The following is a 24,103-nucleotide window of genomic DNA, read 5'->3' as shown; positions in this document are numbered from 1 at the left end:
TTACGCTGTTACTCAGACTCAATACTGTATAACTAAGCATTCTACCTAATTTAGTGTGTACGTGTTCATATTCCGCTAATTTTTCCTGGAGAAATTCACATCTTTTATGTTTTTGCGAAGAAAGTTAGATATCAAGCTTTATCAGTACGTTGGCAAACATTGGGCTCTTCATAGCCAACACAACACGTTCAATTACTGCAATCTTATAATTGTGCTGGGGTAGGTCAGCTTAAGCACTTCCTAACCCAGACTTCATATTCAACACCTTTTCACCCCGTGTGACCGAACACTCAAAGTGCTTCCCTAGCCATATCCCCCGCTCTCCCCATCTGTTCAAAATCTCCGACCTTATGCGCACGCCTTACTTCAACAAACTTACTTGATCTCAACGTATCAACTTGTTGCCATAAATGACGGTTAGCTACTGGCTTCTTATCAGATTTTCGCCACCCCTTTGCTTTCCAGTTATCTAACCATTCATTGAACCCTTTCACACAATATTCACTACTCGAATACAGGCAGTCTCCATCTCTGGCATAAGCTATAGCTTCTATCAATGCGATAAGCTCTAACTCAGCACTATCGGCAATCTCACCGACTAATAGATTATTTTCGTCAACTAACTGCCCATCGTAGTTATAAACACTGATACCAATCCCACCTTGTAGGTTTGATGTATTGTCTTTCGAAGTCGCGATAGCAATGTAGATTGCACAGTTTTCTTCATTCATAATTTTGTTCCTCTTTTTAAGTTTTGGCCCACCATTTTGGTAAAGCCTTAATTTTTTGTCGTAGCGTTGATTCAGTCTTAATGGCTTGGTCTTTGAGCCAAGCGCATTTCCATCCAGTTATTCACCTCTTCTTCTACCCAAGCGACCGCCCTATCTCCCAAGCTTACCGATACAGGAAAATTACCTTCGTCCATTTTTCTGTATATCGCCGAGCGACTTAATGCGGTTTTCTCAATCACTTCTTTTAGCTTTAAAAATCTCATGGGACGTTCTCCTATGCCTGTGGTCCTCATGGGATAAGGAGATAGTGTTAAAAAAAATGAGGCTGGCTCGGCTTACTCTGATTCAAACCTTTTTGAGGTATATGTCATTAAAGTGAATGACCTAAAGCCTGATTAAAGGAGAACCAAAATGAGAACACTTTCACCACCACTACTCTCGCAGCAAGAGCATGAACATCGTGTTCTAGAAAAAGCCGCTGAGATACTAGAAGATCGTTATGTACGAGGCGATGTATTTACCAATCCACAAGCTACCCGAGACTATTTGCGATTTAAGATAGGCGGCAGTGAACGCGAAGTGTTCGCCGTCATGTTGCTAGATAACCAACACCGATTAATTGAGTTTGAGGAGTTGTTTCAAGGGACTATTGATGCGGCAAGCGTCTATCCAAGGGAGGTAGTAAAGACTGCTCTTAAAGCCAATGCGGCGGCGGTTATCTTTGCTCACAACCATCCATCAGGCGATCCTGAGCCGTCCCAAGCAGACAGGCGCATCACGACGAGATTGCAAGATGCTTTAGCGCTCATTGATGTTCGAGTTCTGGATCATATTGTTGTTGGGGAACAATGCACGTCGTTTGCGGAAAGGGGCTGGTTATGATTGAGAAACACTATGGTGACATCACCCTCAATAGCAAACTCCACCAGCAGTTAGAGCAAACCATCGCTCGCTACTCGATCCCTAAAGACACGACACGCATTGCACTCAACTGCCGAAATACAAGCTACTACAAAACAAAGGAAGGGGTCGCCCCTGTAGAGATTCAGTTAAAGCGGGAGAATTCACGCTCTCATTGGAATTTGGTTTTTGTGGCCAATTTCACTTATCAAGATGAAACCACCGACTCGCTCGATGTGTATCTCTATTTCCACCTACTTAATCACTGGTGCTATCAACCAGATGCGGGGGCAGCGAGCCTGAGCCATCCAATCACAACAAAAGTGTTCCAAGCCTGGATGTGCGCTTTCCATGAGCATTTAACTCAGCATGTCTTCGATGACATACAACTCACTCAAGTCCGCTAAGGCTAACCAATCACCACACTCTTTCATCTAAATTCAAGGAGGCATCAATATGTCTACTCTGCTCTTTCACCCATCAAGTTTACCTGTGTCTGACAAACTTCACGCACTGTTAAACAACCATTTTCAACAACAATTAACCCAGTGTGAGTCAATAGCCCAAAGTACTTACCTGACGTTCAACTTTCGAGATAGTTCATACAGCTCAGAAGCTGGTGGATTTCACCCTGTTGAAATCGCGATGACACAGATCTCCAGTGGTCTATGGAATGTCGAATACATCACTGATTTTGCTTACGTTGGGAATGTGTATCCAGAATTGGCGCGATGTCTAGACTTTGATTTTCGAGACCAAGCGTTCTTTACAGAGTTCGGGGGATGGAGCCCAATCAAGGGCAACTATTCCGCTGTAGAGATGTTCGAGCTTTGGCAGGATAACTTCTTAAACTACATCGATATGGAAGCGTTTGACTCTATATCTATCACTTCGTAATGAGAGAACAACCCGTCCGGGTCTATGTCACGATACAAAGGCACCGGACCACTACAGCCATCAAAAGTCGTGCTTCGGAGAGAGCTAACCCTATATGTAGCAAGGCCTGAATGACTTTTCATCATTGACTCCCACCCCACGACTTATCACTACATTACCGATAAGTGATACCAATCATGCCCAATATCTCCCCATTAAAAGAGCAGCTCACAAAAGCGCTCATCAGAGTCGCTCTCGCGAGTTGTCATTACCTTAATGAACAGTATCAGCACTTTAAAAAGGAGGTAGAGCAAAGCTCAGATCACGAACTGTTTGAATTCGTTCAACGCCTTTCTTCGGCTCACCTAAAACGGCTCTTAGCCACTATTGAGTTGATGAATAGAGGTTACCTACTAAGTGAAATTCTAGAAGCAGCAAAGGATAAATAATGGCCTTTCCCGAGGTCATTTAAATTCAAATATACAGCCCATTTCACATAATCATTATCCGCCATTTGAGTGAGACGTTATTTGTCTCACCCATCCTTATTCTAATGCCATCAGTGATGGTTCATAGACACCCAACTAAGGATTCACAATGACCACAAGTAATGTACTGCATCATACCAATGATGAAGAGCTCATCGCTTTAATCCAACGAAAAGAGTCGTTCACCTTAACTCGGGTAAAAAACTTCTCTCAGACGGTGAAAAAGATTGAGCGGCTTATAGAGGCTCAAAATCTATCATGTCGAATATACACAGCAGGTCGCTCTACAACGATGGCTGCCACCTTGGCTTCCGGCCCCGCTGTCATTTTTGGCCTAGCTTCAGCAGCCGCAATATCGGCGCATAATTTAGCCACAAGAAACCCAGACTATGAAATAGCTAAATACCCTTTCGCAGACAAACTCGTCATTAACTACAAGAAGTAATCGTATCAGGCTGTGTGGCCACCAGCCGATCCCTAATCAACTTGATTCTTAAACTCATCACTCAAAAGTGTTGAGGCGATTGATCACGTTTCAATTTTGGTGGTCCCATGCCCTCTAAACCCAACAAGCAACGCATCGAACATATTGAGTTGGTGTTTGAAGTTTACTCTCTCATCCCTACTCAACGAAAGATCACGGCGAACGAAGTTCATCAACGACTAACAAATACGGGCATTGAACGCTCTAAACGCACTGTACAACGCTGCTTGAACATCTTGACGACTTATCTAGATGTGGAAAAAGACGATAGAAGCCTCCCTTATAGCTACCATCGACGAGCTCATTCTCAATATGCTATTGGCCCTAGCGAGTCTCTACTTATTGAACTCGCTTTTGAGAGCTTAAGATCGATGCTTCCTGAAAGTTGTCGTTCAAGTGTTAAGGACTGTTTTGCTCCGTTACTGTCAGCGAATCATCACCAAACCTCACGTACTCATGTTCGGCATAAACGGCTTGGTAACAAAGATGATTATAACGAGGCTCTTTTTGACAAACTTTGTCTATCCATCTATCACCAACGCGAAGCTCGGCTCCATCTACGTAACGAACAAGTGCTTCAATACGTTTGTCCACTTGGGTTGGTATTAGAGAATGATTGCCTTCAATTGATCTACCAATTCAAAAAGCGTATTTGCTCAGCCCCACTCAACCAAATTCAAGACATCCACGTCAGTACGTTCGAGTTCACCTACCCTGAAGGGTTTTTACTATCTGAGGCCATTACCTCTAAATAAAACTCAACACTCAAGATCAAGACCAACATGTTCAACTAACCACACAAGGAAGGATTATGAAAAATACAATGTTATTGAGGACAACTCTTGTCAGCTCTATCGCTTTAGCTCTGACAGCGTGCGGAGGGGGTGGCGGTACTAATCCAGGTACTCCGTCTGCTCAAATCGCAGGTGTGGCTATCGATGGCTATGTCGAGGGTGCTACTGCGTTCCTAGATTACAACTTCAATGGTGTACAAGACGATAATGAACCTAGCTCTACCACAGATCAGAACGGTCGTTTCGATTTTGCTATTGAAGAAGATGACTTAATTTGTAAAGAGTACTCACCAATTATCGTCAATGTGCCTACTGGTGCATACGATAGCGATTATGGGTTAGTTAATAAACCTTATAGCTTAACCTTTCCGCCCTCATTCTCATCTGACAACGTAGGCGAAGATGTATTTGCTACTACTCCATTCACTACAGTGATTTGGTCAGCTGTTGAAACAGACCTATTACAAAGTGGCGTAAGCAACTGTAAAGAGTTGGCTGCGAATACTGAAGCGCAAAACAAAGTTGTACGTCTAGTCGCCGAGAAGGAATACGAGTTGGGTAACCGCTACAACATTCCTGCTAACGAGCTATACGCAGACTTCATCGCTTCTGGTAACACCGAGCAGCATCAACTAGCCCAGCTTCTAACCAGCGGTCTAGCAAAAGGCTATGCTGAAACTTCAGCTCTAGTCGATGCGAACCCTAACGCTTGGAAAGCTACAGTTGAGTACTACGTTGAGAAAGACGACGCAGGGAATTTCACTAAGTGGTATCGTGAAGAACGCGTGTTTGATGCCGACACACATTCTCTACGTGTATTTGAAGTTTCTGTTGACTTAGAAACTGTAGGCCGCCTCATCGTTTACCGTAACAAAATCAAAGCCGAAGAAGGCGCAGTGCAAAAATACACTGATGACCTAATCGACTACCTACCAGAAATCAGCAAATACGGTTGTGGTTTAACTAATGATTACGTACAGAACTCAAAAAACTACGGCAACGACACTGTTACATTCTCTGTATCCGCTTCTGTTCTAGTTGACGACCATACTGCATGTGCAGATACACTCGTGTACTCTTCTAGCGTACCTTACGCTAACGTCATTCGTGAATTGAAAGACGGCAATGTGTTACTACAAGCTGGTATGTGGGGTTTTGACTTTGGTGACGATGCTGTTATCAATGACCTAATCAACGATGGTTTGTACTCTAACATCACAGACCCAACAGTGCTGGACCAGTTCTCAACTTGGAACTACTCACTGGACTCAACTGAATCTTACGATGCATCACGTTGGACACGTACATCAGTTGTAAGTACAGCTGAGAAAAATGTCATCACAGACGTGAATAGCAAAGGTATCTGGATTGTACGTACCACTTACCCTAACGGCACTCACCAAACGCAGTGTGGTGACTCTCTAGATACTTTAGTGGACGTGGCTCATATGGGGGGGTGTGAAGAACTGCCCATAGTGCCTGCTAACTAATCATAACGAGTCGAGAGGGGATGTATCCCCTCTCTTTTTTTATTTTATTGAGCAACCAAAATTTCTGTTTCCAGTACCAAATTGCTTGGTGCGTACTTTGGCAAAGTAACTGAGACGACGAAATAGCTCGTCAAGAACAGAAGAAGACCTAAGGCTATTTACATCGATGTGGTATACACAATTGTCAGGAAAGTGCACTAAACGACCACCATCATCAAGATCAGTATCTAATGCCCGACACCATGCCGTTTTAATTTTGTGAGATAGGTTGTTTCGGTTAGAGAATGACCCCAGGCTGTTATATACATCCTTGTTAAACAGCAGAACAAGGTGATAGTGATGATGTAACGCTTTATCTTTTTCCTTCACCCATACATATCTTAATCGACATTTCCGTTTCGGTTTCCCTGCTCTTTCTTTCCTTCTTAAATCAGCCTGTATTTGCGCATCCAACGAAGCAATGAAGTTTTTCATCAAATTTGATTCTTCCATCACCATTAAAAGCGGTAATCGCAAATCAACTCTTACCGCCATCGTTCTAGGATGATCATCCAAAGCTAAATCCAGCGTGTCATAAATCCTTTGTAGATAATCAACTAACAGGCCTTCTTTCTGTTTCAAAACAGGTAGGCCATTGAACTCATCATTATGAGTGACTTTCTTTTTTAGTGTTTTCATTTTCTATACCTCTGGTTAATTCGGTATAGAAAGGTGGATGATTGTTAAAAATAATTTCACCCCACCATGGAGGTATATTAACCATAACCGCAATCCCCAATCTCAACTTTGGATAAGGAAAGACTTGTTCCTTACCCACCTCAAAGCTAGACCTGGCAAAACATTTCAGATGAGCGTAGTGGTGTAAGTTACCGGCCAATCAGTGCAAAACTGATAACTCTGAAGTTATCTAACTCCCCCTCAAGAGGCTACGTCGTGCATAAACCTAGGTACAGTCGTGAATGAAACACTTTGAACTAGCTCTATATACAATCAAAAAACACTGTAAAACAATCAGAAAATAGCTTATAAATCACCCAGCAATCACACAAAAATACTACTAAGTAATCACTATGCCAAGATTTGATAATCCGCCAGAAAAAGTAATGTGCTTTGAGTTCCTTGAACAATATGACATATATCAACTTGCGGGAATTTCCCAACATCTAAATCACAAGCAAAGCGTTGACTTTAATTTCCAATCGAGCCCAAAATTAACTTCGGAAAGGTATAAATCAGAAATAGTGGGGTACTTCAAGAATGCATCGGACATGCTAGGCGGGTTACACAATACACCAGAGTCAAAAGTCAGAACGATCTCCTATGATGTACTTTCATTGAGCGATATGCGGTTTTCAACCACAAAAGACACTCGACTTATAATCTACATATTTACAAAAATTGTGACAAATAACCTCATTCAACATTTACCAGAAACACCGCCAAACACTATCACCGACATTAATTCGATGCTGAATTACCTCATCAATGCATTTATCTCATCACAAATACAAATCGAGAAAAAAAGAGAGTTAATCAATAGTATAATTGACGAGTACTACAGCTCATCAGAAGTGTTTAAATTTAACTGGCTTGATGATAAAAATAATGACCAGGTGGCGTGGGTAGTTGACTATTTTCCCAAAATATCCTCAGTAAAGAGCATCGTTGCTAAATTGCCAAACGTAATGAACATCAATGAAAGTCACACTAAAGTCGTTCCGGCTATTTTTCATTCACTAGATATTAGCAACGCTGAAAAAAAACTGATCATGATGAACTTCAAAAGAGCATGGTCGCAGAAGAAATATAGGGAAAAAACCACAAGGGAAAACAAAAAAACCTTAAATATCGTTGTTGACGAAACGGTATCAATCCAGCTTCATCAGCTTTCCAAACAATTTGACATGCCCATCAACCAGGTAATCACTTTGATGACCAATCAGTTTGCTAGTAAATCTGAAGAATTAATGAGAAGCATTGAAGAAGATAAAAAAAATAAAGCCACACAATTCTCTAAGCTTCTATAGCATGCTTGGAGAGCTATAAAGCTCTCCAATATTTAATTTTACCTGTTTAGCACTCTTTGGCGGACCCAGTCTTGAACCTCACTTTCTACCCATGCGACGGCCCTATCTCCAATTGGCACCTGTGATGGAAACTGCTGTTTTTCTATAGAGCGATACATTCCCGACCTTGATAAGCCAGTCATTACTAGTACTTCATTGAGACGAATTAAGCGAGTGGTTACGTTTGGCATATTGACACCTTACAAGTGAGTGGATTTCACTTAAATGACATATGTCTGAAATTATTTAGGTTATATGCACCATAGAAAAACCGTACCCTATGCCAATCCCTGCCCGACTTCTAAATTCAGTGAAGAACGTGTGTTACAGTGTAACATGAGTTTACTGAAATCAAATTACATGTACCTATTAACTCACAACCTTCAGGCTCTTTTTACCACTCATCGACAAGCTCCCCGAAGCAGCTTCTTCGATATGATCACTCCACCACGCCATGAGAACTTTACGGTGTTCAAGGTAATCAGTGCGGTTATATGCGCTTCTTACCTTGTCTCTATCCACATGAGAAAGTGCGGCTTCTATAATATCTGGATCGAAGTTTTGCTCATTTAAGGTGGTACTGGCTAATGCGCGCAAACCGTGAGAAGTTTGCCTACCCTTCATGCCCATTCGTACCAATGCTTTATTTGCTGTCTCTTTGTTGATGTGATTTTTGTTACTTTTGTCAGCAGGGAAAAGGTATTCACTCTCACCCGTGATGAAATCAATCGTCTCTAATAGGTCTAAAGTTTGTTTTGTTAAAGGAACAGTATGAACTCTTCCCTTTTTCATTCGTTCAGCAGGAATGACCCAAAGCATCTTTTCTCTGTCAATTTCATCCCAACGTGCCCCAGCCGTTTCAGTCGGTCTTGTCATGGTATGAAGTTGCCATTCTAGCAAGCAGCGAGTGATGGGTTTAATGGATGCGTAGTTGATTGTTTTGAGAAGCTCTGGAAGCTCATCAGGGGCTAACGAAGCTTGGTTGGTTACCTTAGCAGTCTCAAATGCTTTACCAATGCCAGCAAGCTTGTTGTGTTCAATCACACCCGTGTTGACTGCAAAGGTCATTATCTCATTGAGGTTACGACACAAACGCCCTACTGTTTCTAATTTACCTTGATTCGCAATGGGTTTAATTGTTTTTATCGCTTGTGGTGCCGTAATGTCACCAAGGGGGAACTTACCAAGATCAGGTAAGAGGTACTTCTCAATTCGTTGCTTTAGCTTCTTAGCCGTTTGCTCTTTGACGCTTGTTCTTTTCACTTCAATCCAGTCATCAAATACCGACTGTAACGTATTCGCCAATTCTAACTGTTTTTCTCTGAGAGTCGTATCACGGTGCTCTTTCGGGTCAATACCATCAGCGAGTAGTTCTCTTGCCTCAATCGCTTTGGTTCTTGCTTTGGCTAGTGAGACGTCAGGGTACTTACCTAAGGCTAGGTTCAAGCGCTTTCGTGAAATGGGATGATAGTAAGAGAAACGCCATAGTTTTGTTCCTATAGGCTTAATCTTCAATGATAATCCATCACCGTCACCTAAATTATATTCTTTCTCTTTAGGCTTTGCTTGTTTGATTTGAGTTGCCGTTAAAGGCTGTACTTTTTTCGCCATCGTAACCCCCTGAAGTAACCTCGAAATTGCTTAGATCTTAAAAGACTACTTCAGAGATTACTTTAAACGGTGGATTTTACAACACATCACGGGACCTCTTGGGACCAAAAAATGGCTAAGAGCCTGATAAAACAAGGAATTACAGGCACAAAAAAGCCCACACTAGGTGGGCTCTTTCGTATAATGTGGTGCCCGCTACTGGACTCGAACCAGTGACACCTTGCATGTCATGCAAGTACTCTAACCAACTGAGCTAAGCGGGCAATGAGTGAAACTTATCTAACCGCTTTATTAAGTGGCTAACGCTTCAGAACGAGATGGATAATAGCGAGTGATTTGGATGCGTGCAAGAACAAATTTGCACAAAACTGTTTGTTTGCTTTTAAAAACAACAATCAGAATAAAATTTAAACACAAAGCAGATCAATGGCTTGAAGTAGATCACATTTAAGTTCAACTTCGATGATTACAGACATCAGCATGCTTCGCGTCTTTTCTCCCTTTAATGAGCACTTCGGCGCAAGGTATTAGTTAGAATCTTCGTCCATATCGAATACGACGTTGTAGTTCTCGGTATAAGTACAGTTAGGTTGACGACTACAAGTAAAGAAACGTCGGCCTTTATAATCGCCATGGCTTGCCAGCTTGATGATCATAGGGCTGCTACATTTCTTACAGAATCGAACTTCTTTAGATGGCTCAATCAAATCGATGTGTGCTGCCAGTAACCTCTTCAAACGGCTCACTTGATAACTGTGCTTAATTGAAGCGCCAATAAGTGGAAGGCCAGCCGATTTACAAACGTGCATCAATAGCTTCTCGCGATCAACCTTTCCTTTATTCAGCTCTTTTCCATTGTCCAATTCGATGATTACGCGTGGCTCTAACGTTCGCGGGTCGCACACTACAAAGTCAAAATAACTGCGTGAGATTTTGTTGTTCGCAATAAACCAATTCTTTTTATTGTTCGCCTTAGCGGGGGCAACAATGTTAGACATGCTCACTTTAGCAAATACTTCCCCATGGTTACCCACTGCGGATTTGAGTGCGTTATAGAAGGTCGCTTGTTGCGCCGACATTAACGAGCCTTTCTTTTGATAAGCATGATCTTTGGTGTCATCATTTTTTACTAGATAGTTTTGAATAAAGTAAAAGAACACAACCAGAACAATTACAACGATAAAGATATTAGTCATTTTCCAACACAATCACATTTGTATAGGGATTAAGAGAGTGGTTAGCGTATGTAGAAAAGCGTCACGTGGCAAGCAAAAGAAGCAGAGCTGCGAATTGGAATCATGACCTTTGAACGCATTAATCGTCAGAGGCGGTCTCTTTATCGGCTTCGACAGTTCAAGACGCACATCTCCTATTTAATAATCAAATCATCAATTACATATTAAATTGATTCAGATCAAATCGCACCAAGTTGTGACCAACTAGCATGAAAAACGTTAGGCAAATGTTAATAAGGAAATTACTATGGAACTCAAACAAGACCCAAGATGTTATACCGATGTGTGTGTTGATGGTAAGTGGTTCCATTATGACCACTGTGGAACTCAAGCTTATATGCTAAAAGGTGGCGCTTCAGCAGTCATTGAGCTCGCTCATGAACCAGCAACAGAGAGTGAGCTAGTTGAAATGTTAGAAAGTATCGCTAAGTAATACTCTTAATAGATAATATAAAAACTAAGCGAATAGGAGTTGATAACACTCTTATTCGCTTAGTTGCTTTAGGTTCATTTAAGCTGTATTTTTCACTAAGCAATGACCACCTGGTTACGCCCTGATTGTTTTGCTTGATATAAAGCGTCATCTGCTGATTTCAAATGCTGTTTGTAGGTACTGCTATTTAATTCTTGATACGTTAAATGAATGGTCGCACCAATTGATGTAGTTAACGCTAACGGACCGGAATACGTTTCTATCGTTTGATCAGCGATTGTTTGCCTTATCATTTCCAACTGTTCGTCTGGGTCTTGAGTGCCAGCAAGCAGTAAAACGAATTCTTCCCCACCCCATCGAGCCAACACATCGTTTGTTGATAGCGCTCGCTCTATACGCTTAGCAACCTCTACCAAAACTTGGTCCCCAATATCATGTCCGTATGTATCATTGACTCGTTTAAATTGGTCTAAGTCCAAAATAGCAAGCGTATACCCGAACGGCGACAAACGGTATGGCATTGGCTGAGTTAACAATTGTTCTAGGTAGCGTCTATTGAATAAACCTGTCAACTCACATCTCGTCGATTGCTTAACCAACTCTTTGTTGGTCTTATGCATAGTGCATAACCTTACCAGAAGTACAGCAAAGCTTATGATGACCATAACACCGAGTACGACAACAATGCGGTCTTTTAAGCTCTGTTTATCTAGCGTCATCTCTGCGAGCTCTTTTTCTGCATTAAGCAGTTCATTCTCTTTCGCTAATGAAGCCGTAGCAAAGTCTTGTTCTAATAAAAAGATATCACTCTGACGCTTTTCAAATAACAGCGCTTTGTTGCCCTTGTAATAAAGCTTGAAATACCGAAGTCCAATTTCACTGTTGCCTTTAGATTCATAGTATTCTGCAAGCGCTTTGAAACCAAGCACCTTCCAACTACGGCTGCCAACAATATCAAACATCGTAGACGAACGTTTTAGATCAAAGAAAACAAAGTTATCTTGGTTCAAACCGATATTTGCTAAAGCTCTGTTTAAGTAACACTGACCCAGTTGGAGTGTGTACTTTGCAACACCCGGGTAACCAATACATTGGTTTGTTACTTTCCTTGCTAACTCAAAGTTTTTTTCTGCTAGCAGTACTTCACTCTGAGCTTTTAGAAGAAGGATTTTGTACCTTTCACTTACGCTATCATCATTAAATTTGGTGGCACTTTTATAAGCCTCTCGACCTTTTACTAAGTCGCCACTGCGTAGATAAGCAAATGATTCATTAACATATAACACACCGATGGTTGAACCATCGCGTAGTCCACTTTTGATATAGAGTTTTTTGGCCTGTTCGATAAGTTTGAGTGCTTTCGGCCAATCTTCCAGATAGATATAAAGCAATGCCATATTCGACATCAACTTACTGTTATAGATATGCCGTGGGTATTTCTTGCCAAGATTTAAGCCCTTATGAAAAAAATACTGAGCTTCGGAAAAATCATTTTGGATGTTTTTGATCGACCCAACAGTGTTGTAGGCTTTTATCAACAGTTCTTCATACTGGATTGATTCAGCGATACTTATTGCTGCTTTAACTTGAGATTCAGCCTCTACTAATTCACCTTGACTCATCTGCTCAATCGCTAGTTCAACTAAAGATTGCGCCTTTAACCACCCCATATCTTCACGCTGTGCTAATGCCTTGATCTGTCGTGTGTATTCAGACACAGCCTGTTTATCGAGATCATGCTGTGCGAGATTCGATAAAATCATTAGTTCATAACCACGATAGATGGCTTTATGTTGCGTAGGGCTCGTTGCTTTTAAGGTTTCAAGCTTTTGGGAGGCAAGCTTTGGATCACCGCGAGACACATTAAGGATTTCAATGAGTTCAGCGCCATATTGAGTCGCTGATAACTCTTTTTCGGGACTGTACGCGCCTGGGGTTTCTGGTCGAATAGTCTGTAAATCGTCGTCATAAGTTGGATAGAGTAAATACAATCCTAGTACAACACTGATCAGTACGACGAGAAAAAATGAGCCTAACACTCTGTTGTTATTCATTTATAAGTGCCATTACTGATTGCATACCAATTTAATCGACGGTTACCTTAAGCGGTTTCACATTGTACCCGACACATATGGAGATTTAAATCCTGCACATGGGTCGATCCGCGTAGTATTTTTCTCATAAATTAGAATAATCAGATAATTTTCTTGATTTAACTCAGGCAATGATTCTGTAAAAAGGCGTTATAGTTATTTTCCTGTTCCAGCCTCCGTGACTTCTTTAGAAACAACGGAGCAAAATGAGAATTAACAATGACCCAAATTAATGAACAACGTCTCGTAGAACATTTCTGCGATCTAGTGAAAATTGATAGTGAATCTCGTAACGAAAAAGCGATTGCTGAAGCTTTGGCTGAGCAACTCGGTGAACTGGGTTTTGAAGTTCACAAACTGGCGGTTCCTGAAGAAGTGTCTAACGGTTTCAACATCTACGCTCGTCTAGATGGCACTCTTCCAGGTAGCACAGTGTTCAGCTGCCACATGGACACAGTAACGCCAGGTATCGGCATTGAGCCAATCATTGAAGACGGCATCATCCGCTCTAAAGGCAATACGATTCTAGGCGGCGACGACAAGTCTGGTATCGCAGCGATCATGGAAGCGGTTCGTTGCATCAAAGCTGAAGGCCAAGAGCACAAAACTATCGAGATTGCGTTTACTGTATTCGAAGAAGGCGGTCTATTCGGTTCTTTGAACTTCGATATGTCTTACATTCAATCTGAGCACGCTATTGTTCTAGATACAGGCGGCCCGATTGGTACTATCGTAAATGCAGCGCCTGGTCAGCAGAAGATTGTTGCTAAAATCAAAGGTCGCCCTGCTCACGCTGGTTTAGCACCAGAAGAAGGCATCAGTGCCATTCAAGTGGCAGCAGACGCGATCACTAAGATGAATCTACTTCGTATCGATGAAGAAACTACGGCAAACGTCGGTATTGTTGAAGGCGGTCAAGCGACTAACATCGTTATGCCAGAACTTAAAGTCGTGGCTGAAGCTCGCTCTCTAAACGGAGAAAAGCTAACAGCTCAAGTTGAGCACATGATCTCTACATTCCAAGAGAGTGCAAAACAGTTCGGTGCTGAAGTAGAAATCGAATCGACTCGTGCTTACGATGCATTCGTTATCGCAGACGATCACCCGCACATTCTTTCTATCAAATCCGCATTCGAGAAGCTTGGCGTAACAGCAAACACTAAACGCACTGGCGGCGGTAGCGATGCAAACAACTTCAACGCGAAAGGCCTAACAACGGTTAACCTTTCTACAGGTATGGCGAAAGTTCACACCACTGAAGAGTACATTGCAGTGAAAGACATGGTCGCAATCACTGAGTTTGTTGTGGCTTACGTGACTCAATAGTCTTACTGGTTAACTAGCCTGTCTTATTTGTTAACTAGACAATCTTACTCGTTGACGAAATAGAAAATGCCATCTAGTTAACGTCAAAAAGCCGAGTTCACATGTAACGTGTGACTCGGCTTTTTTGTTGTCTTAATTTAGACAGAAGTTCCAATCTAAAACCCCCTACGCTTCCAAAACTGCCCTTCGTCTTTCGCAACAAGGTCGAATGTCTTATCAGCAATGATGTTGCCTTTTAGCTCGACGGTCATGCGCCATTTACCGAGTTTGTTGGAGACAGGCGCCCAGATAGTATCGCCTAAGTAAAAATCCCAGTCATTGTTGCCGACATGCTCTTCACCATCGAACGGTTCGAGCACTTCACCCGTGTCGGTGGTGATGTTTGGGTGATAAATGCAGTAACGGATCTTCTCACCTTTGGCTTTTTTGATGTTCAGGATATAGCCAAACTCTACGTCGATTTCAGCATCAACGGTGGTGGTGAACTCTTGGATTTTTGGAAGATCTTTAGATTTGGAATCCCATGTGGAATAGATACCATAAGAAGTCATGTCGACCACAACAGAGCGCTTTGCCATTTCAATCGTTACCTTGAAGTTGTTCTATTAATTTAATTCTATTTGCCATTCAGCCACGCAGCAGAGGAAGAACGAGGCTATTCTTGCCAGTCTCTCGCCATACGCTTAATCACTGACGGTTCAATGTCGTGAATCGTGCCATATTGCTCTCGGCACACTTCGATAATTAATTCTGCTTTATATTTGAGTGCAAGTTGGCGGTAGGCTTTCATTTCCCAATGCTTAATAAAGGTATTCGAAACAACCACATCAAGCCCTTGCTTTAATCCATTTTCAGCCGTGTTTTGACACCACTCATGAGCTTGCTGCAACTGCCTTGGGTCAAAATTATAGTCGCCTTGCTCATTCACGTAATACATATCCGCTTCGACATGCAATGCATCGTAGGTTTTTGCTTTTGTTGACTTGCCGGAACCGGGCAACCCTCGAATGAGTATTAACTTCATCTGTCACTTTACAGGCTAATTTTAAAACATGAGTTTATCTTAAATAGTGACGATTTTCTCTGATAACTACCGTTGCTCAACATCCGAAAACCGAGTCCTTATACTCGACTCAGATAATCACTGAATACAATGAGACTCCCCTCGACGTCGGTGGATGACTTCTGATAGCAAACACAAATAATTTACAACTATCCATTTTGTATATCGACAAGCGTATCAAACTACTATAGATTTAGATGTATAGACGTCTACATATCTAGCTTAGGGAGAAAGCTTTGCCTATTCGCATTCCAGACCAATTGCCAGCATCTGATGTTCTTCGTGAAGAAAACATCTTTATTATGCCGTTATCAAGAGCATCGACACAGGAAATTCGTCCACTTCGAGTCTTGATCCTCAACCTAATGCCAAAGAAGATTGAAACTGAAACTCAATTCTTACGCCTACTATCCAACAGCCCATTGCAAGTCGATGTAGAGCTGTTGCGTATTGATGACCGACCAAGTAAAAACACGCCGACAGAACACCTTGATAACTTCTACCGTCAATTTGAAATGGTCAAAGGGAGAAACTTTGATGGATTGATCATCACTGGTGCGCCACTTGGCTTGGTTCAATTTGAAGACGTAATCTATTGGGATCATCTAAAAACCATCATGGAATGGGCAAACAAGCATGTGACCTCAACCTTGTATGTATGTTGGGCTGCTCAAGCTGGCTTAAAGCTCTTGTATGATTTACCAAAACGAACTCGTAAAGATAAGCTTTCTGGGGTTTACAACCACGAGATACATAACCCGTACCACCCAATTTTACGTGGCTTCGACGATACCTTCTTGGCACCGCACTCTCGCTATGCTGATTTCTCTCAGGAATACTTAGCCGAGCATACCGACCTTGATGTTCTTGCGACTTCTGATGTGGCAGGCGTATACCTCGCGGCGACTAAAGATAAGCGAAACGTGTTTGTAACCGGTCACCCTGAATACGATGCTCATACACTTCACAACGAATACATTCGAGATTTGGGTGAAGGCATGGAGCCGGTGATACCAATCAACTACTACCCGAACAACAATCCAGACAACAAGCCTGTAGCAAGTTGGCGTAGTCATGGACACTTATTGTTTTCAAACTGGCTTAACTACTGCGTTTACCAACAAACACCTTACGATCTGGATCACTTCAGCGAAGACAACTTCACCAAGGACGACTAAGTTCTTTCTTCCGATTCACAAACACATAAAGCCGTATTCCATAGGTTGTTGATAAAACACCAAATTGGACACGGCTTTTTTTATGGTGTTTGAGTCGCATTCCATAATCGACATAACACTTAAGTGTGTTCGATTTCATATCATGGGTCTGTGTTCAAAAGGAGCTGCACATGCCTAACAAGTCGCTATTACCAAAATCCACTCTGTTCTCTCAACTCACGCTACTCGCCTCTCTTTCTTTGGTAGGTTGTGTTTCTGTAACCGAAGGTCCACCAAAAATGGCAAGTGATCCAATTGCGATGTCTCAATCACGTATTGAATTGGGTTTGGGTTACATGGGACAAGGTAATATGGTCAAGGCACGTGAAAATCTAGAGCTCGCTATCAAACACGCTCCTAGCTATTACCGCGCCCAACTTTCGATGGCACATTATTACGAGCAAGTTGGCGAAGTAGATGAAGCAAGAACGACTTACCGCAAAGCACTCAGTCTAGATTCAAGAAACGGCAATGTATTGAATAACTACGGTACATTCTTGTGTAAACAGGGCGAATACGAGCAAGCCGATAAATACTTTAACCGTGCCATCGACCAACCCTATTATTATCTCGTCTCTGCCAGTTATGAAAATGCGGCATTCTGCGCGTTTAAAGCCGGAGAGGTCGAGCAAGCAAAATACTACTTCTCTCGTGCGATTGACCACGACCCAAATCGAGCTAGATCCGTACTACAGCTTTCTAAAATTGAAGTCAGTGAGGCCGAATACAATGACGCTAGGCTCCGCTTATTCAAATTCCACCAGCGTTATGGCTACCAAATTCCATCGCTTAAAATCTTGGTCGATCTCGAAAACAAAGCAGGTAACAGTGCTCTAGAGAAGAAATATCAGAGTAAGTTAGATGAGTTACTTTCTGCTTAGCGCATATGAAAAACACAAAAAAACGGGCTTGTTGCGTTAACAACAAGCCCGTACGTAATTTCAACTTAATGTCTTAACACAGTGCTGCCGCTATTTTAGCGCGATCCACTCTTGTCTTTGCTCGTCGTCCATAAAGGTCCATGTGATAAAGCGACTCACCTTCTGGCCTTGCGACATCTCAACCACTTTTACTTGTTTAGCTCTTAGCTTACCCAGCTCTGAACGAACCATATCGACGTTGTCTTTCTTAGAAATCAATGTCGTGAACCACAATACTTGAGTAGCAAAAAGTTGGCTCTCTCTCGCCATTTTCATAATGAAAGCAGCTTCGCCACCCGGACACCAAAGTTCAGATTTTTGGCCACCAAAGTTTAAGGTTGGTTTCTCTTGCTTAATCGATTTGGCTGGCTTCTTATTCATCTCGGGCTTGAATGACTTGCCCGCTTTCTTAGCTCGGTTTTCCGCTAAGTTATCCAGTTTACGTTGTGATCCCTTTTCCGCCTCTTCTAGAGAACTATGGAATGGAGGGTTACAAATAGTGACATCGTAACGTTCATTATCCTTAATCACGCCTTTAAAGATAGATTCAGAGTCCGCTTGTAGACGAGCTCGGATCTTACCTTTTAGATTAGGGTTACTTTCAGCAATGAAGTTCGCTGTTTTGATGGAGACTGAATCGACATCCGTACCCGTACAGCGCCATTTATACTCTGTCGCGCCAATGATTGGGTAAATACAGTTTGCACCAACACCGATGTCTAATGCTTTCACAGAAGCGTGATTATAAGGCTCACCTTGTCCATCGCTGTTTAGGATGTCTGCCACTCTGTGGATATAATCTGCACGGCCAGGAATTGGTGGGCACAAGTAACCAGCAGGAATATCCCAATGCTTAACGCCATAGTGATGCGCCAGTAAAGCCTTGTTAAGTAGCTTAACAGCCAATGGATCAGAGAAATTAACGGTGTCTTCGCCCGCCGGGTTCTTGATCAGATGTTCTTTTAGCTCAGGTAACGCTGCAACCAATAACTCAAAGTCGTAGCGACCTGTGTGTTGGTTTCTTGGGTGTAATCCACCTTGAGGCTTCTCTGCCGAACGTCTTTTCCGTGCTGCATTCTTGTTAAATACAGTTTTATTGAAAGACGCCTTATTCGATGATCCTTTATTCGCACCCGGTTTACCTTTGCTATCTTTTGCAAAAGGTCGCTTTGCTTTGTTGTCAGCACCTTTGGGAGCACTGTTTTTGCGGTCTGATGTGTTCTTTGTAGAAATACGCTTGTCGCTGCTTGGCTTGCCTGCATTTGGCTTAATATCACCGTGTTTACGGTTACCTTGATCAGCTTGGTTGTCTTTTGTTTTTGTTGATGAGGTACTGTTTTTCGACAGGCTTAGCGTCGTTCTATTTTGTGATTGGCTCATTGGGCTACTTCTTTAAATCTAAATACATCATGAATAAACGGGCATCTAACTCAAGTTGATGATATTCCGGTTCCATGTGACAGCATAGTTGGTAAAAGGCTTTGTCGTGCTCTTTCTCTTTGATGTGCGCCAGTTCGTGTACCACCAACATTCTCAGCAAAGGTTCTGGCGCATTTTTAAAAACACTGGCGATACGAATCTCATTCTTCGATTTGATCTTTCCACCGTGATTCTTCGCGACGTAAGAGTGCAGACCTAATGCATTATTAATTAGGTGTATCTTGCCGTCATAAATCACTTTACTGATCGGTGGTGTTTTTTTCATATAACGATTTTTAATCTCAATCGCATAGTCAAACAGGGCTTTCTCGCTTTTTATTTCATGATTCTTTGGGTAGCGAGCTTCGAACCACGGCACCAACTTTCCCGATTCAACTAGTTGAGTTACCGGGTCGAGAATGTGCTTCGGGTAGCCTTGGATATAGCGTAAAGAAGGATGCATGCTGAAAGACCGTACAAGTTACACCACGACAATACGTTGTGGTCTTGAAAATTGAGCCGCATAGTGTAACTGATCACACTTTTCTAATCACCTAGGATTCGTTACACTTTAGCGAGATTCACCAAGAGCTAGACTCAAAAAGAGATTATAAAAATGAAACGTGTTGTATTGTACGTCGCAGACAAATGCCCGCACTGTAAAGATGCACAGCGCTATTTGGATTCAAAGAAAATTGTTTACCGCCTAACGAATGCAAAGATGCAGCGTGGTCGTAAAGAGTTGCAAGCGATGGGAGCTCGCTCTATCCCCGTACTTAAAATCGGCGACCAGGTGATGGTCGGCTGGAATCAGAAGAACTTCGATAAGATGTATAACTCAAAGAGTACCTAAGTGCTCTAAGCCAGTAATACTTCTATATAATAAAGCCCGAATGTCCAATCTAGGATACTCGGGCTTTGTTGTTCTATACCATTCTAAATCACACGTAGCGCTTAACGAAATCAATAAAGGTTCGGTCTGCCTTCGACAAGTACCCTTCCTTTCTCCAAGCCAAAGATAGATTGAGTTTTACAGGATCTTTAAATGGCACCCCCACAACGTCTTCTTCGTATTCTGTGACCAAACTCAGCAGCGCAGTAATGGCAAACTCTCGTTTTACTATAGAAAGAATCATTGGCAATAAGTTGGTTTCGAATGCGATGGTCATGTCTAGGTTGTATTTTTTACACGTTGCATCGATAAAGTCACGGTGGAAATAACCCGACTTGAACATAATCAGTTCTTGAGCGAAAAACTCTTCAAAGGTAATGAATGGTTGTGACGCTAATGGGTGTTCTTTACCAACAACAGCTAGCATCTCAGAACTCAACAAGTGATCGGTTTCGAGATCATCTGGGACATTTTCATGATTGATAACCCCGATATCCAGTTCGCCGTTTAACAGCATTTCACGAATCGAAGCGGTACCAGCATCTATAAGCGTCAGTTTTAGGTTTGGGTATTGGCTTTTAAAGGCCATCACCACCTGTGGGAAAAAGTAGCTCCCCATCATACTTGGAGCGCCTAATCGAACCTCGCCTTTTTCTAGTCCCTTTAGCTCATTCATTGCGAGTTGAGCATCATCAAACTGCTGGGCGATTCGCTTTGCATGCTCAAACAGTACCTTTCCCTCTTCCGTTAAGGTGACGGATTTATCTCCTCGACGAAATAGAATCAACTCAAGCGTCTGTTCTAGTTTTTTAATGGAGATACTCAATGCAGGCTGTGCGATATGCAGCGCTTTTGCAGCCTGGGTAAAATTACCAAACTGAGCAACGGCCAGAAAATGTCGAAGAGGTTTTGATTCAAGCATGACGATATATTTAATATATAGAGGTGATATTTTTAATATATTTCTTTAATCACACTTGTACTGATAACTTGTTCACAAATAGCTTACTTACTCGCGCAGGCACAACGTAAATGTTTGATAAAGGCAGTCCTCAATACAAACGCATCACCCAATCATTGGCGATTGGTTCATTTATCATTTTCTGTAACCTTTACCTCTTTCAGCCTATCTTGCCGCACATGGCGGAGCACTTCCAAGTATCTGAAACTCAGATCAACTGGCTGTTTGCCGCGACAACACTTGGGCTTTCCATCAGCTTGGTGCCTTGGGCAATCGCTTCTGAAACCTTTGGTCGAAAACCTATTATCCTATTCAGTCTGTTCGCTATTCCTTTGATTGGATTGAGCATGGTGTTCACAACCACTCTACTGCAACTTGTTATTGCCAGAGCATTAATGGGAATCGCAGTCGCTGCTTTTGCAGGCGTGGCGGTTGCCTATATGGTTGAAGAGTTATCACCCAAAGCATTTGCAGTCGCGATCGGTGGTTATATTGCAGCCAACTCATTGGGTGGAATTTTCGGACGTGTATTGGGTGGCTTGATTACGGATTATTTTGACTGGCACGCAACGGTTTTGTTTTTCGTGGTCGGCTCCTTAATCGGCGCTCTCTATATTGCGTATAGTCTGCCTGACCAACAAAACTTCAAACCTCAAAAAGGGTTGTTCTTTCATCATAACCGCTCGGTTGTGATGCACTTAAGAAACCGTACCTTGTGGCTCGCGATGTTGATTGGTGGCGCTAACTTCGCTCTGTTCGTTAACCTGTATTCAGTAATGGGCTTTAGGTTGGTATCCGAACCTCACTCAGTGCCTGTGGGCTTAGCTTCACTGATATTCCTATGTTACTTGGCCGGTACGGTAAGCTCTAAGCTCTCCAACAAATGGACACTTCGCTTTGACCCGTTAAACGGTATATTGATGGGCGTGTGTATTAGCTTAATCGGAATGTTGGTTTCTGCCGTCGACAAAGTCCCATTCATGTTAGCTGGGTTGTTATTGATCAGTGGCGGAGCTTTTTTCGCCCATACCCTTGCCTATTCTTGGGTGAGTCAAAAAGCGCCAAGTGCGAAGGCCACAGCAACCGCACTTTACTTAGTTCACTATTACATAGGCGGGAGCTTGGGTGGTTTCTTACTCTTATATTGCTGGCAGTTGTTCGGTTGGAATGGTGTTATCGCCGGTGGTTCTATCTTCTATGTTGCGATATTTGCTTGGGTCTACCAGTTAAAACAACTTCAAGTGTCAGCCTCTAAACTCGCACAAGCATAAGTACGACTGAGGTTGTAACTCAATTATTGCTTTTGATTAACGTCCGTTCTGATATCCTACGCAAAATTTCTTTTCGGAACCTGTTATGTCGAACACTCAAAGCTCAGATCTTCAAACCATCCATGACCAAGTAAAACAGTGGTTAGACGATGTCGTTATTGGCCTAAACCTGTGTCCATTTGCAGCTAAGCCACAACGTAATAAACAGATTAAGATCTTTGTGAGTGAAGCGAAAACGGAAGAAGCGTTACTAGAAGACATCATGACGCACTTTGTAGAATTAGATAACACGCCAGTCGCAGAATTAGAGACGACTTTGGTGGTTGTGCCTAACATGCTGCAAGATTTCTTCGACTACAACATGTTCATTGATTGGATTGAAGCCTTGATCAAGCAAGAAGATTGGGAAGGCGTTTATCAAGTGGCAACCTTCCATCCAGACTATTGCTTTGGTGGTGCGGATCCAGAAGACGATGAAAATCTTACTAACCGCTCTCCGTATCCGGTTTACCATTTGATTCGTGAAGCGAGTATGGAAAAAGTGTTGAAGCACTACCCCAACCCTGAAACGATTCCTGATACCAACATCGCGAGAGTTGAATCTTTAACACCCGAAGAGCGTCGTAAGTTGTTCCCTTATCTATTCAGTTAAGAACTAACCTTTGAGCTTTAAGAGCTGACAGCTTCAACTTACGAGTCTGAGTGTTCTTGATGATATGGGCGAGATATAAACTGATCTCGTCCATTTTGTTTAGCAATGTACAGGCATTCATCGGCAACTTTGATGAGCTTATCTAACGCCGACATCCTTTCCCCTTTGGTATCCCCTGTACTCAACTCAAAATGACACGCACCGATTGATATAGTGACTGGCTTTCTATCAAGCGTGATTTTCTTCATCTCTTGTAAAAGAGTCATGAACTTATCTTCAACACAACTTGGTGTTTTATTTGGGTACCAAAGAATGAACTCCTCACCACCAAAGCGCGCCACAAACTCACCCTCTTGAATGTTATTGCTCAGCACGTTCGCCACTTTCTTTAATACAACATCACCCATTTGATGACCATAAGTGTCATTAACCTGTTTAAAGAAATCGATGTCGACAACCGCTAAGGTTCCCTTTCCTAAAGATCCTTTTAACTGCTCCACTTCTGCGTTCAACGTTTTGAACAAGCAACGTCTATTCGGCAAGTGTGTCAGAGGATCGTACAGAGCTTGGTACTCTAACTTCTCATTCAGCTCTTTGAGTTTTCGTTCTTGCTGTCTTCTAACCAGTTCCACTTCGATCCATGAGGCCATTAACCTCATAGCGTCGATATCGAACTCTTTGAATTCACGATGATAAGGAGCCGGGCTTGAAAAGTTTAAGGTGCCGTAAAGCTCATCATTAACGAAAATCGGGATGCCAATATAAGACTCTAAACCAAAAGACTGGTAAGCGGGATGCGTCGCATACTTATCGTGTTTGCCACAATGCTCAATGCAGATAGGACCAATCGATTTACAGGTAATTTCGCAATAGGTAGAACGATAATCGAAGATATCGCCACTATTGAGCTCAACCCCTTCAGGTGTGACAGAGTGTTCAACTAAGTAAGTATTACCCTCGACTTTAGATAAAATACCGATATCAAGGTTGAAGCGTTCAAGCCCCATGATAAGCAGCTGAGCGATCTGAATATCGAAGCCCTTCCGGTAATCATTGGTGATTTGATACAAGCGACGTATAACAATTTCGCTTTCACTGGCTTGGTTCATAAATGGAGTCCCACTGCAGCCGAAGTTAATGGCAACATTAATATTTGGTATATTAAGAAGAGTAAAGTGTAA

At 42.3% G+C, this 24,103-nt stretch carries 28 protein-coding genes and 1 tRNA gene; 15 read left to right on the top strand and 14 right to left on the bottom strand.

Annotated features, from left to right (window positions below):
* Positions 1–290 precede the first annotated feature (290 nt).
* Both AB4513_RS08915 and AB4513_RS08910 read right to left on the bottom strand, forming a co-directional pair.
* Positions 291–731 (bottom strand): RNase H family protein, encoded by a 441-nt coding sequence (locus tag AB4513_RS08915; protein WP_017104400.1) that lies wholly within the window; start codon positions 729–731, stop codon positions 291–293.
* 77 nt (positions 732–808) lie between these two features.
* Positions 809–994, bottom strand: coding sequence for an AlpA family transcriptional regulator (locus AB4513_RS08910; protein ID WP_029223194.1), 186 nt, complete (start codon positions 992–994; stop codon positions 809–811).
* A gap of 148 nt (positions 995–1,142) precedes the next feature.
* On the opposite strand from AB4513_RS08910, the gene radC reads away from it, so the two are divergent.
* The 7 genes from radC (at position 1,143) to AB4513_RS08875 (ending at position 5,763) form a co-directional block, all read left to right on the top strand.
* Positions 1,143–1,613 (top strand): DNA repair protein RadC, encoded by a 471-nt coding sequence (radC, locus tag AB4513_RS08905; RefSeq protein WP_017104402.1) that lies wholly within the window; start codon positions 1,143–1,145, stop codon positions 1,611–1,613.
* Positions 1,610–2,038 carry a DUF2787 domain-containing protein gene (locus AB4513_RS08900; RefSeq protein WP_017104403.1) on the top strand — a complete coding sequence of 143 codons (429 nt, stop codon included), beginning with the start codon at positions 1,610–1,612 and terminating at the stop codon, positions 2,036–2,038. Before radC ends, AB4513_RS08900 begins: the two co-directional genes overlap by 4 nt.
* Positions 2,039–2,087: 49 nt before the next feature.
* Positions 2,088–2,528, top strand: coding sequence for a DUF2787 domain-containing protein (locus tag AB4513_RS08895; protein WP_004734954.1), 441 nt, complete (start codon positions 2,088–2,090; stop codon positions 2,526–2,528).
* A 176-nt stretch (positions 2,529–2,704) separates the two neighbouring features.
* Entirely contained in the window at positions 2,705–2,956 is a 252-nt protein-coding gene (locus tag AB4513_RS08890; RefSeq protein ID WP_017104404.1) for a hypothetical protein, read from the top strand.
* A 148-nt stretch (positions 2,957–3,104) separates the two neighbouring features.
* Positions 3,105–3,440, top strand: coding sequence for a hypothetical protein (locus AB4513_RS08885; protein ID WP_004734952.1), 336 nt, complete (start codon positions 3,105–3,107; stop codon positions 3,438–3,440).
* Positions 3,441–3,547: 107 nt separating this feature from the next.
* On the top strand, positions 3,548–4,234 hold the full coding sequence (locus AB4513_RS08880; RefSeq protein ID WP_017104405.1) for a hypothetical protein: 687 nt from the start codon (positions 3,548–3,550) through the stop codon (positions 4,232–4,234).
* A 56-nt stretch (positions 4,235–4,290) separates the two neighbouring features.
* Positions 4,291–5,763, top strand: coding sequence for a hypothetical protein (locus tag AB4513_RS08875; RefSeq protein WP_017104406.1), 1,473 nt, complete (start codon positions 4,291–4,293; stop codon positions 5,761–5,763).
* A 39-nt stretch (positions 5,764–5,802) separates the two neighbouring features.
* Here the strand turns inward: AB4513_RS08875 and AB4513_RS08870 are convergent, their stop codons facing one another.
* Positions 5,803–6,441: an inovirus Gp2 family protein gene (locus AB4513_RS08870; protein WP_017104407.1), complete on the bottom strand. Its 639-nt coding sequence runs from the start codon at positions 6,439–6,441 to the stop codon at positions 5,803–5,805.
* Positions 6,442–6,833: 392 nt separating this feature from the next.
* On the opposite strand from AB4513_RS08870, the gene AB4513_RS08865 reads away from it, so the two are divergent.
* The gene (locus AB4513_RS08865) at positions 6,834–7,790 is read left to right on the top strand and encodes a hypothetical protein (protein WP_017104408.1); all 957 of its coding nucleotides are present in this window, start codon (positions 6,834–6,836) and stop codon (positions 7,788–7,790) included.
* A 38-nt stretch (positions 7,791–7,828) separates the two neighbouring features.
* On the opposite strand, the gene AB4513_RS08860 is transcribed toward AB4513_RS08865, so the two are convergent.
* The 4 genes from AB4513_RS08860 to AB4513_RS08845 all read right to left on the bottom strand — a co-directional run bounded on the left by AB4513_RS08860 (position 7,829) and on the right by AB4513_RS08845 (position 10,636).
* The gene (locus AB4513_RS08860; RefSeq protein WP_012604100.1) at positions 7,829–8,020 is read right to left on the bottom strand and encodes an AlpA family transcriptional regulator; all 192 of its coding nucleotides are present in this window, start codon (positions 8,018–8,020) and stop codon (positions 7,829–7,831) included.
* 178 nt (positions 8,021–8,198) lie between these two features.
* Positions 8,199–9,440: an integrase domain-containing protein gene (locus tag AB4513_RS08855; protein ID WP_017104409.1), complete on the bottom strand. Its 1,242-nt coding sequence runs from the start codon at positions 9,438–9,440 to the stop codon at positions 8,199–8,201.
* A gap of 186 nt (positions 9,441–9,626) precedes the next feature.
* A tRNA-Val gene (locus AB4513_RS08850) sits at positions 9,627–9,703 on the bottom strand.
* A 264-nt stretch (positions 9,704–9,967) separates the two neighbouring features.
* Positions 9,968–10,636, bottom strand: coding sequence for a DUF2726 domain-containing protein (locus tag AB4513_RS08845; protein ID WP_102258523.1), 669 nt, complete (start codon positions 10,634–10,636; stop codon positions 9,968–9,970).
* Positions 10,637–10,922: 286 nt separating this feature from the next.
* Here AB4513_RS08845 and AB4513_RS08840 point away from each other — a divergent pair, with 286 nt between their 5' ends.
* Entirely contained in the window at positions 10,923–11,108 is a 186-nt protein-coding gene (locus AB4513_RS08840) for a hypothetical protein (protein WP_102258524.1), read from the top strand.
* A 95-nt stretch (positions 11,109–11,203) separates the two neighbouring features.
* Here the strand turns inward: AB4513_RS08840 and AB4513_RS08835 are convergent, their stop codons facing one another.
* A complete protein-coding gene (locus tag AB4513_RS08835) occupies positions 11,204–13,162 on the bottom strand; it encodes a tetratricopeptide repeat-containing diguanylate cyclase (RefSeq protein ID WP_012604103.1) in 1,959 nt (652 codons plus the stop codon).
* 258 nt (positions 13,163–13,420) lie between these two features.
* On the opposite strand from AB4513_RS08835, the gene AB4513_RS08830 reads away from it, so the two are divergent.
* Positions 13,421–14,527: a M20/M25/M40 family metallo-hydrolase gene (locus AB4513_RS08830; protein WP_017059177.1), complete on the top strand. Its 1,107-nt coding sequence runs from the start codon at positions 13,421–13,423 to the stop codon at positions 14,525–14,527.
* Between the two features lie 155 nt (positions 14,528–14,682).
* Here the strand turns inward: AB4513_RS08830 and AB4513_RS08825 are convergent, their stop codons facing one another.
* Positions 14,683–15,105, bottom strand: a complete 423-nt coding sequence (locus AB4513_RS08825) for a DUF3859 domain-containing protein (protein ID WP_017104412.1) — start codon at positions 15,103–15,105, stop codon at positions 14,683–14,685.
* A 77-nt stretch (positions 15,106–15,182) separates the two neighbouring features.
* A complete protein-coding gene (locus AB4513_RS08820; protein WP_102258525.1) occupies positions 15,183–15,551 on the bottom strand; it encodes an ATP-binding protein in 369 nt (122 codons plus the stop codon).
* Positions 15,552–15,826: 275 nt separating this feature from the next.
* On the opposite strand from AB4513_RS08820, the gene metA reads away from it, so the two are divergent.
* Entirely contained in the window at positions 15,827–16,768 is a 942-nt protein-coding gene (gene metA, locus AB4513_RS08815; RefSeq protein WP_012604106.1) for a homoserine O-succinyltransferase, read from the top strand.
* Between the two features lie 170 nt (positions 16,769–16,938).
* Positions 16,939–17,688: a type IV pilus biogenesis/stability protein PilW gene (gene pilW, locus AB4513_RS08810; RefSeq protein WP_102258526.1), complete on the top strand. Its 750-nt coding sequence runs from the start codon at positions 16,939–16,941 to the stop codon at positions 17,686–17,688.
* A gap of 90 nt (positions 17,689–17,778) precedes the next feature.
* On the opposite strand, the gene rlmF is transcribed toward pilW, so the two are convergent.
* Together rlmF and AB4513_RS08800 are read right to left on the bottom strand one after the other, a co-directional pair.
* Positions 17,779–19,107: a 23S rRNA (adenine(1618)-N(6))-methyltransferase RlmF gene (rlmF, locus tag AB4513_RS08805; RefSeq protein WP_102258527.1), complete on the bottom strand. Its 1,329-nt coding sequence runs from the start codon at positions 19,105–19,107 to the stop codon at positions 17,779–17,781.
* A gap of 4 nt (positions 19,108–19,111) precedes the next feature.
* Entirely contained in the window at positions 19,112–19,609 is a 498-nt protein-coding gene (locus AB4513_RS08800) for a YgjP-like metallopeptidase domain-containing protein (RefSeq protein ID WP_004734935.1), read from the bottom strand.
* A 153-nt stretch (positions 19,610–19,762) separates the two neighbouring features.
* On the opposite strand from AB4513_RS08800, the gene AB4513_RS08795 reads away from it, so the two are divergent.
* On the top strand, positions 19,763–19,999 hold the full coding sequence (locus AB4513_RS08795; RefSeq protein WP_012604109.1) for a glutaredoxin family protein: 237 nt from the start codon (positions 19,763–19,765) through the stop codon (positions 19,997–19,999).
* Between the two features lie 88 nt (positions 20,000–20,087).
* Here AB4513_RS08795 and AB4513_RS08790 read toward each other — a convergent pair whose 3' ends face one another.
* Positions 20,088–20,960, bottom strand: coding sequence for a LysR family transcriptional regulator (locus AB4513_RS08790; protein ID WP_102258528.1), 873 nt, complete (start codon positions 20,958–20,960; stop codon positions 20,088–20,090).
* A 110-nt stretch (positions 20,961–21,070) separates the two neighbouring features.
* Between AB4513_RS08790 and AB4513_RS08785 the strand changes: the two genes are divergently transcribed.
* Both AB4513_RS08785 and AB4513_RS08780 read left to right on the top strand, forming a co-directional pair.
* Positions 21,071–22,270, top strand: coding sequence for an MFS transporter (locus AB4513_RS08785; RefSeq protein WP_102258529.1), 1,200 nt, complete (start codon positions 21,071–21,073; stop codon positions 22,268–22,270).
* A gap of 85 nt (positions 22,271–22,355) precedes the next feature.
* Entirely contained in the window at positions 22,356–22,922 is a 567-nt protein-coding gene (locus AB4513_RS08780; RefSeq protein WP_012604112.1) for a DUF1415 domain-containing protein, read from the top strand.
* Between the two features lie 38 nt (positions 22,923–22,960).
* On the opposite strand, the gene AB4513_RS08775 is transcribed toward AB4513_RS08780, so the two are convergent.
* Complete coding sequence (locus AB4513_RS08775; RefSeq protein WP_102258530.1) at positions 22,961–24,031, bottom strand: diguanylate cyclase domain-containing protein; 1,071 nt, start codon at positions 24,029–24,031, stop codon at positions 22,961–22,963.
* Positions 24,032–24,103: the final 72 nt, after the last annotated feature.

It is taken from the genome of Vibrio sp. 10N.222.54.E6, from assembly GCF_041473955.1.
In the GTDB taxonomy this organism is placed as follows: Bacteria; Pseudomonadota; Gammaproteobacteria; order Enterobacterales; family Vibrionaceae; genus Vibrio; species Vibrio tasmaniensis_A.
The sequence above is the reverse complement of the archived record's forward strand: the minus strand, read 5'-3'. Positions and strand labels throughout refer to the sequence as shown.

Excerpts from the sequence above, each read along its gene's own strand:
- AB4513_RS08915 (WP_017104400.1), bottom strand. The coding sequence starts at position 731 with ATGAATGAAGAAAACTGTGCAATCTACATTGCTATCGCGACTTCGAAA.
- AB4513_RS08910 (WP_029223194.1), bottom strand. The coding sequence starts at position 994 with ATGAGATTTTTAAAGCTAAAAGAAGTGATTGAGAAAACCGCATTAAGT.
- radC (WP_017104402.1), top strand. The coding sequence starts at position 1,143 with ATGAGAACACTTTCACCACCACTACTCTCGCAGCAAGAGCATGAACAT.
- AB4513_RS08900 (WP_017104403.1), top strand. The coding sequence starts at position 1,610 with ATGATTGAGAAACACTATGGTGACATCACCCTCAATAGCAAACTCCAC.
- AB4513_RS08895 (WP_004734954.1), top strand. The coding sequence starts at position 2,088 with ATGTCTACTCTGCTCTTTCACCCATCAAGTTTACCTGTGTCTGACAAA.
- AB4513_RS08890 (WP_017104404.1), top strand. The coding sequence starts at position 2,705 with ATGCCCAATATCTCCCCATTAAAAGAGCAGCTCACAAAAGCGCTCATC.
- AB4513_RS08885 (WP_004734952.1), top strand. The coding sequence starts at position 3,105 with ATGACCACAAGTAATGTACTGCATCATACCAATGATGAAGAGCTCATC.
- AB4513_RS08880 (WP_017104405.1), top strand. The coding sequence starts at position 3,548 with ATGCCCTCTAAACCCAACAAGCAACGCATCGAACATATTGAGTTGGTG.
- AB4513_RS08875 (WP_017104406.1), top strand. The coding sequence starts at position 4,291 with ATGAAAAATACAATGTTATTGAGGACAACTCTTGTCAGCTCTATCGCT.
- AB4513_RS08870 (WP_017104407.1), bottom strand. The coding sequence starts at position 6,441 with ATGAAAACACTAAAAAAGAAAGTCACTCATAATGATGAGTTCAATGGC.
- AB4513_RS08865 (WP_017104408.1), top strand. The coding sequence starts at position 6,834 with ATGCCAAGATTTGATAATCCGCCAGAAAAAGTAATGTGCTTTGAGTTC.
- AB4513_RS08860 (WP_012604100.1), bottom strand. The coding sequence starts at position 8,020 with ATGCCAAACGTAACCACTCGCTTAATTCGTCTCAATGAAGTACTAGTA.
- AB4513_RS08855 (WP_017104409.1), bottom strand. The coding sequence starts at position 9,440 with ATGGCGAAAAAAGTACAGCCTTTAACGGCAACTCAAATCAAACAAGCA.
- AB4513_RS08845 (WP_102258523.1), bottom strand. The coding sequence starts at position 10,636 with ATGACTAATATCTTTATCGTTGTAATTGTTCTGGTTGTGTTCTTTTAC.
- AB4513_RS08840 (WP_102258524.1), top strand. The coding sequence starts at position 10,923 with ATGGAACTCAAACAAGACCCAAGATGTTATACCGATGTGTGTGTTGAT.
- AB4513_RS08835 (WP_012604103.1), bottom strand. The coding sequence starts at position 13,162 with ATGAATAACAACAGAGTGTTAGGCTCATTTTTTCTCGTCGTACTGATC.
- AB4513_RS08830 (WP_017059177.1), top strand. The coding sequence starts at position 13,421 with ATGACCCAAATTAATGAACAACGTCTCGTAGAACATTTCTGCGATCTA.
- AB4513_RS08825 (WP_017104412.1), bottom strand. The coding sequence starts at position 15,105 with ATGGCAAAGCGCTCTGTTGTGGTCGACATGACTTCTTATGGTATCTAT.
- AB4513_RS08820 (WP_102258525.1), bottom strand. The coding sequence starts at position 15,551 with ATGAAGTTAATACTCATTCGAGGGTTGCCCGGTTCCGGCAAGTCAACA.
- pilW (WP_102258526.1), top strand. The coding sequence starts at position 16,939 with ATGCCTAACAAGTCGCTATTACCAAAATCCACTCTGTTCTCTCAACTC.
- rlmF (WP_102258527.1), bottom strand. The coding sequence starts at position 19,107 with ATGAGCCAATCACAAAATAGAACGACGCTAAGCCTGTCGAAAAACAGT.
- AB4513_RS08800 (WP_004734935.1), bottom strand. The coding sequence starts at position 19,609 with ATGCATCCTTCTTTACGCTATATCCAAGGCTACCCGAAGCACATTCTC.
- AB4513_RS08795 (WP_012604109.1), top strand. The coding sequence starts at position 19,763 with ATGAAACGTGTTGTATTGTACGTCGCAGACAAATGCCCGCACTGTAAA.
- AB4513_RS08790 (WP_102258528.1), bottom strand. The coding sequence starts at position 20,960 with ATGCTTGAATCAAAACCTCTTCGACATTTTCTGGCCGTTGCTCAGTTT.
- AB4513_RS08785 (WP_102258529.1), top strand. The coding sequence starts at position 21,071 with ATGTTTGATAAAGGCAGTCCTCAATACAAACGCATCACCCAATCATTG.
- AB4513_RS08780 (WP_012604112.1), top strand. The coding sequence starts at position 22,356 with ATGTCGAACACTCAAAGCTCAGATCTTCAAACCATCCATGACCAAGTA.
- AB4513_RS08775 (WP_102258530.1), bottom strand. The coding sequence starts at position 24,031 with ATGAACCAAGCCAGTGAAAGCGAAATTGTTATACGTCGCTTGTATCAA.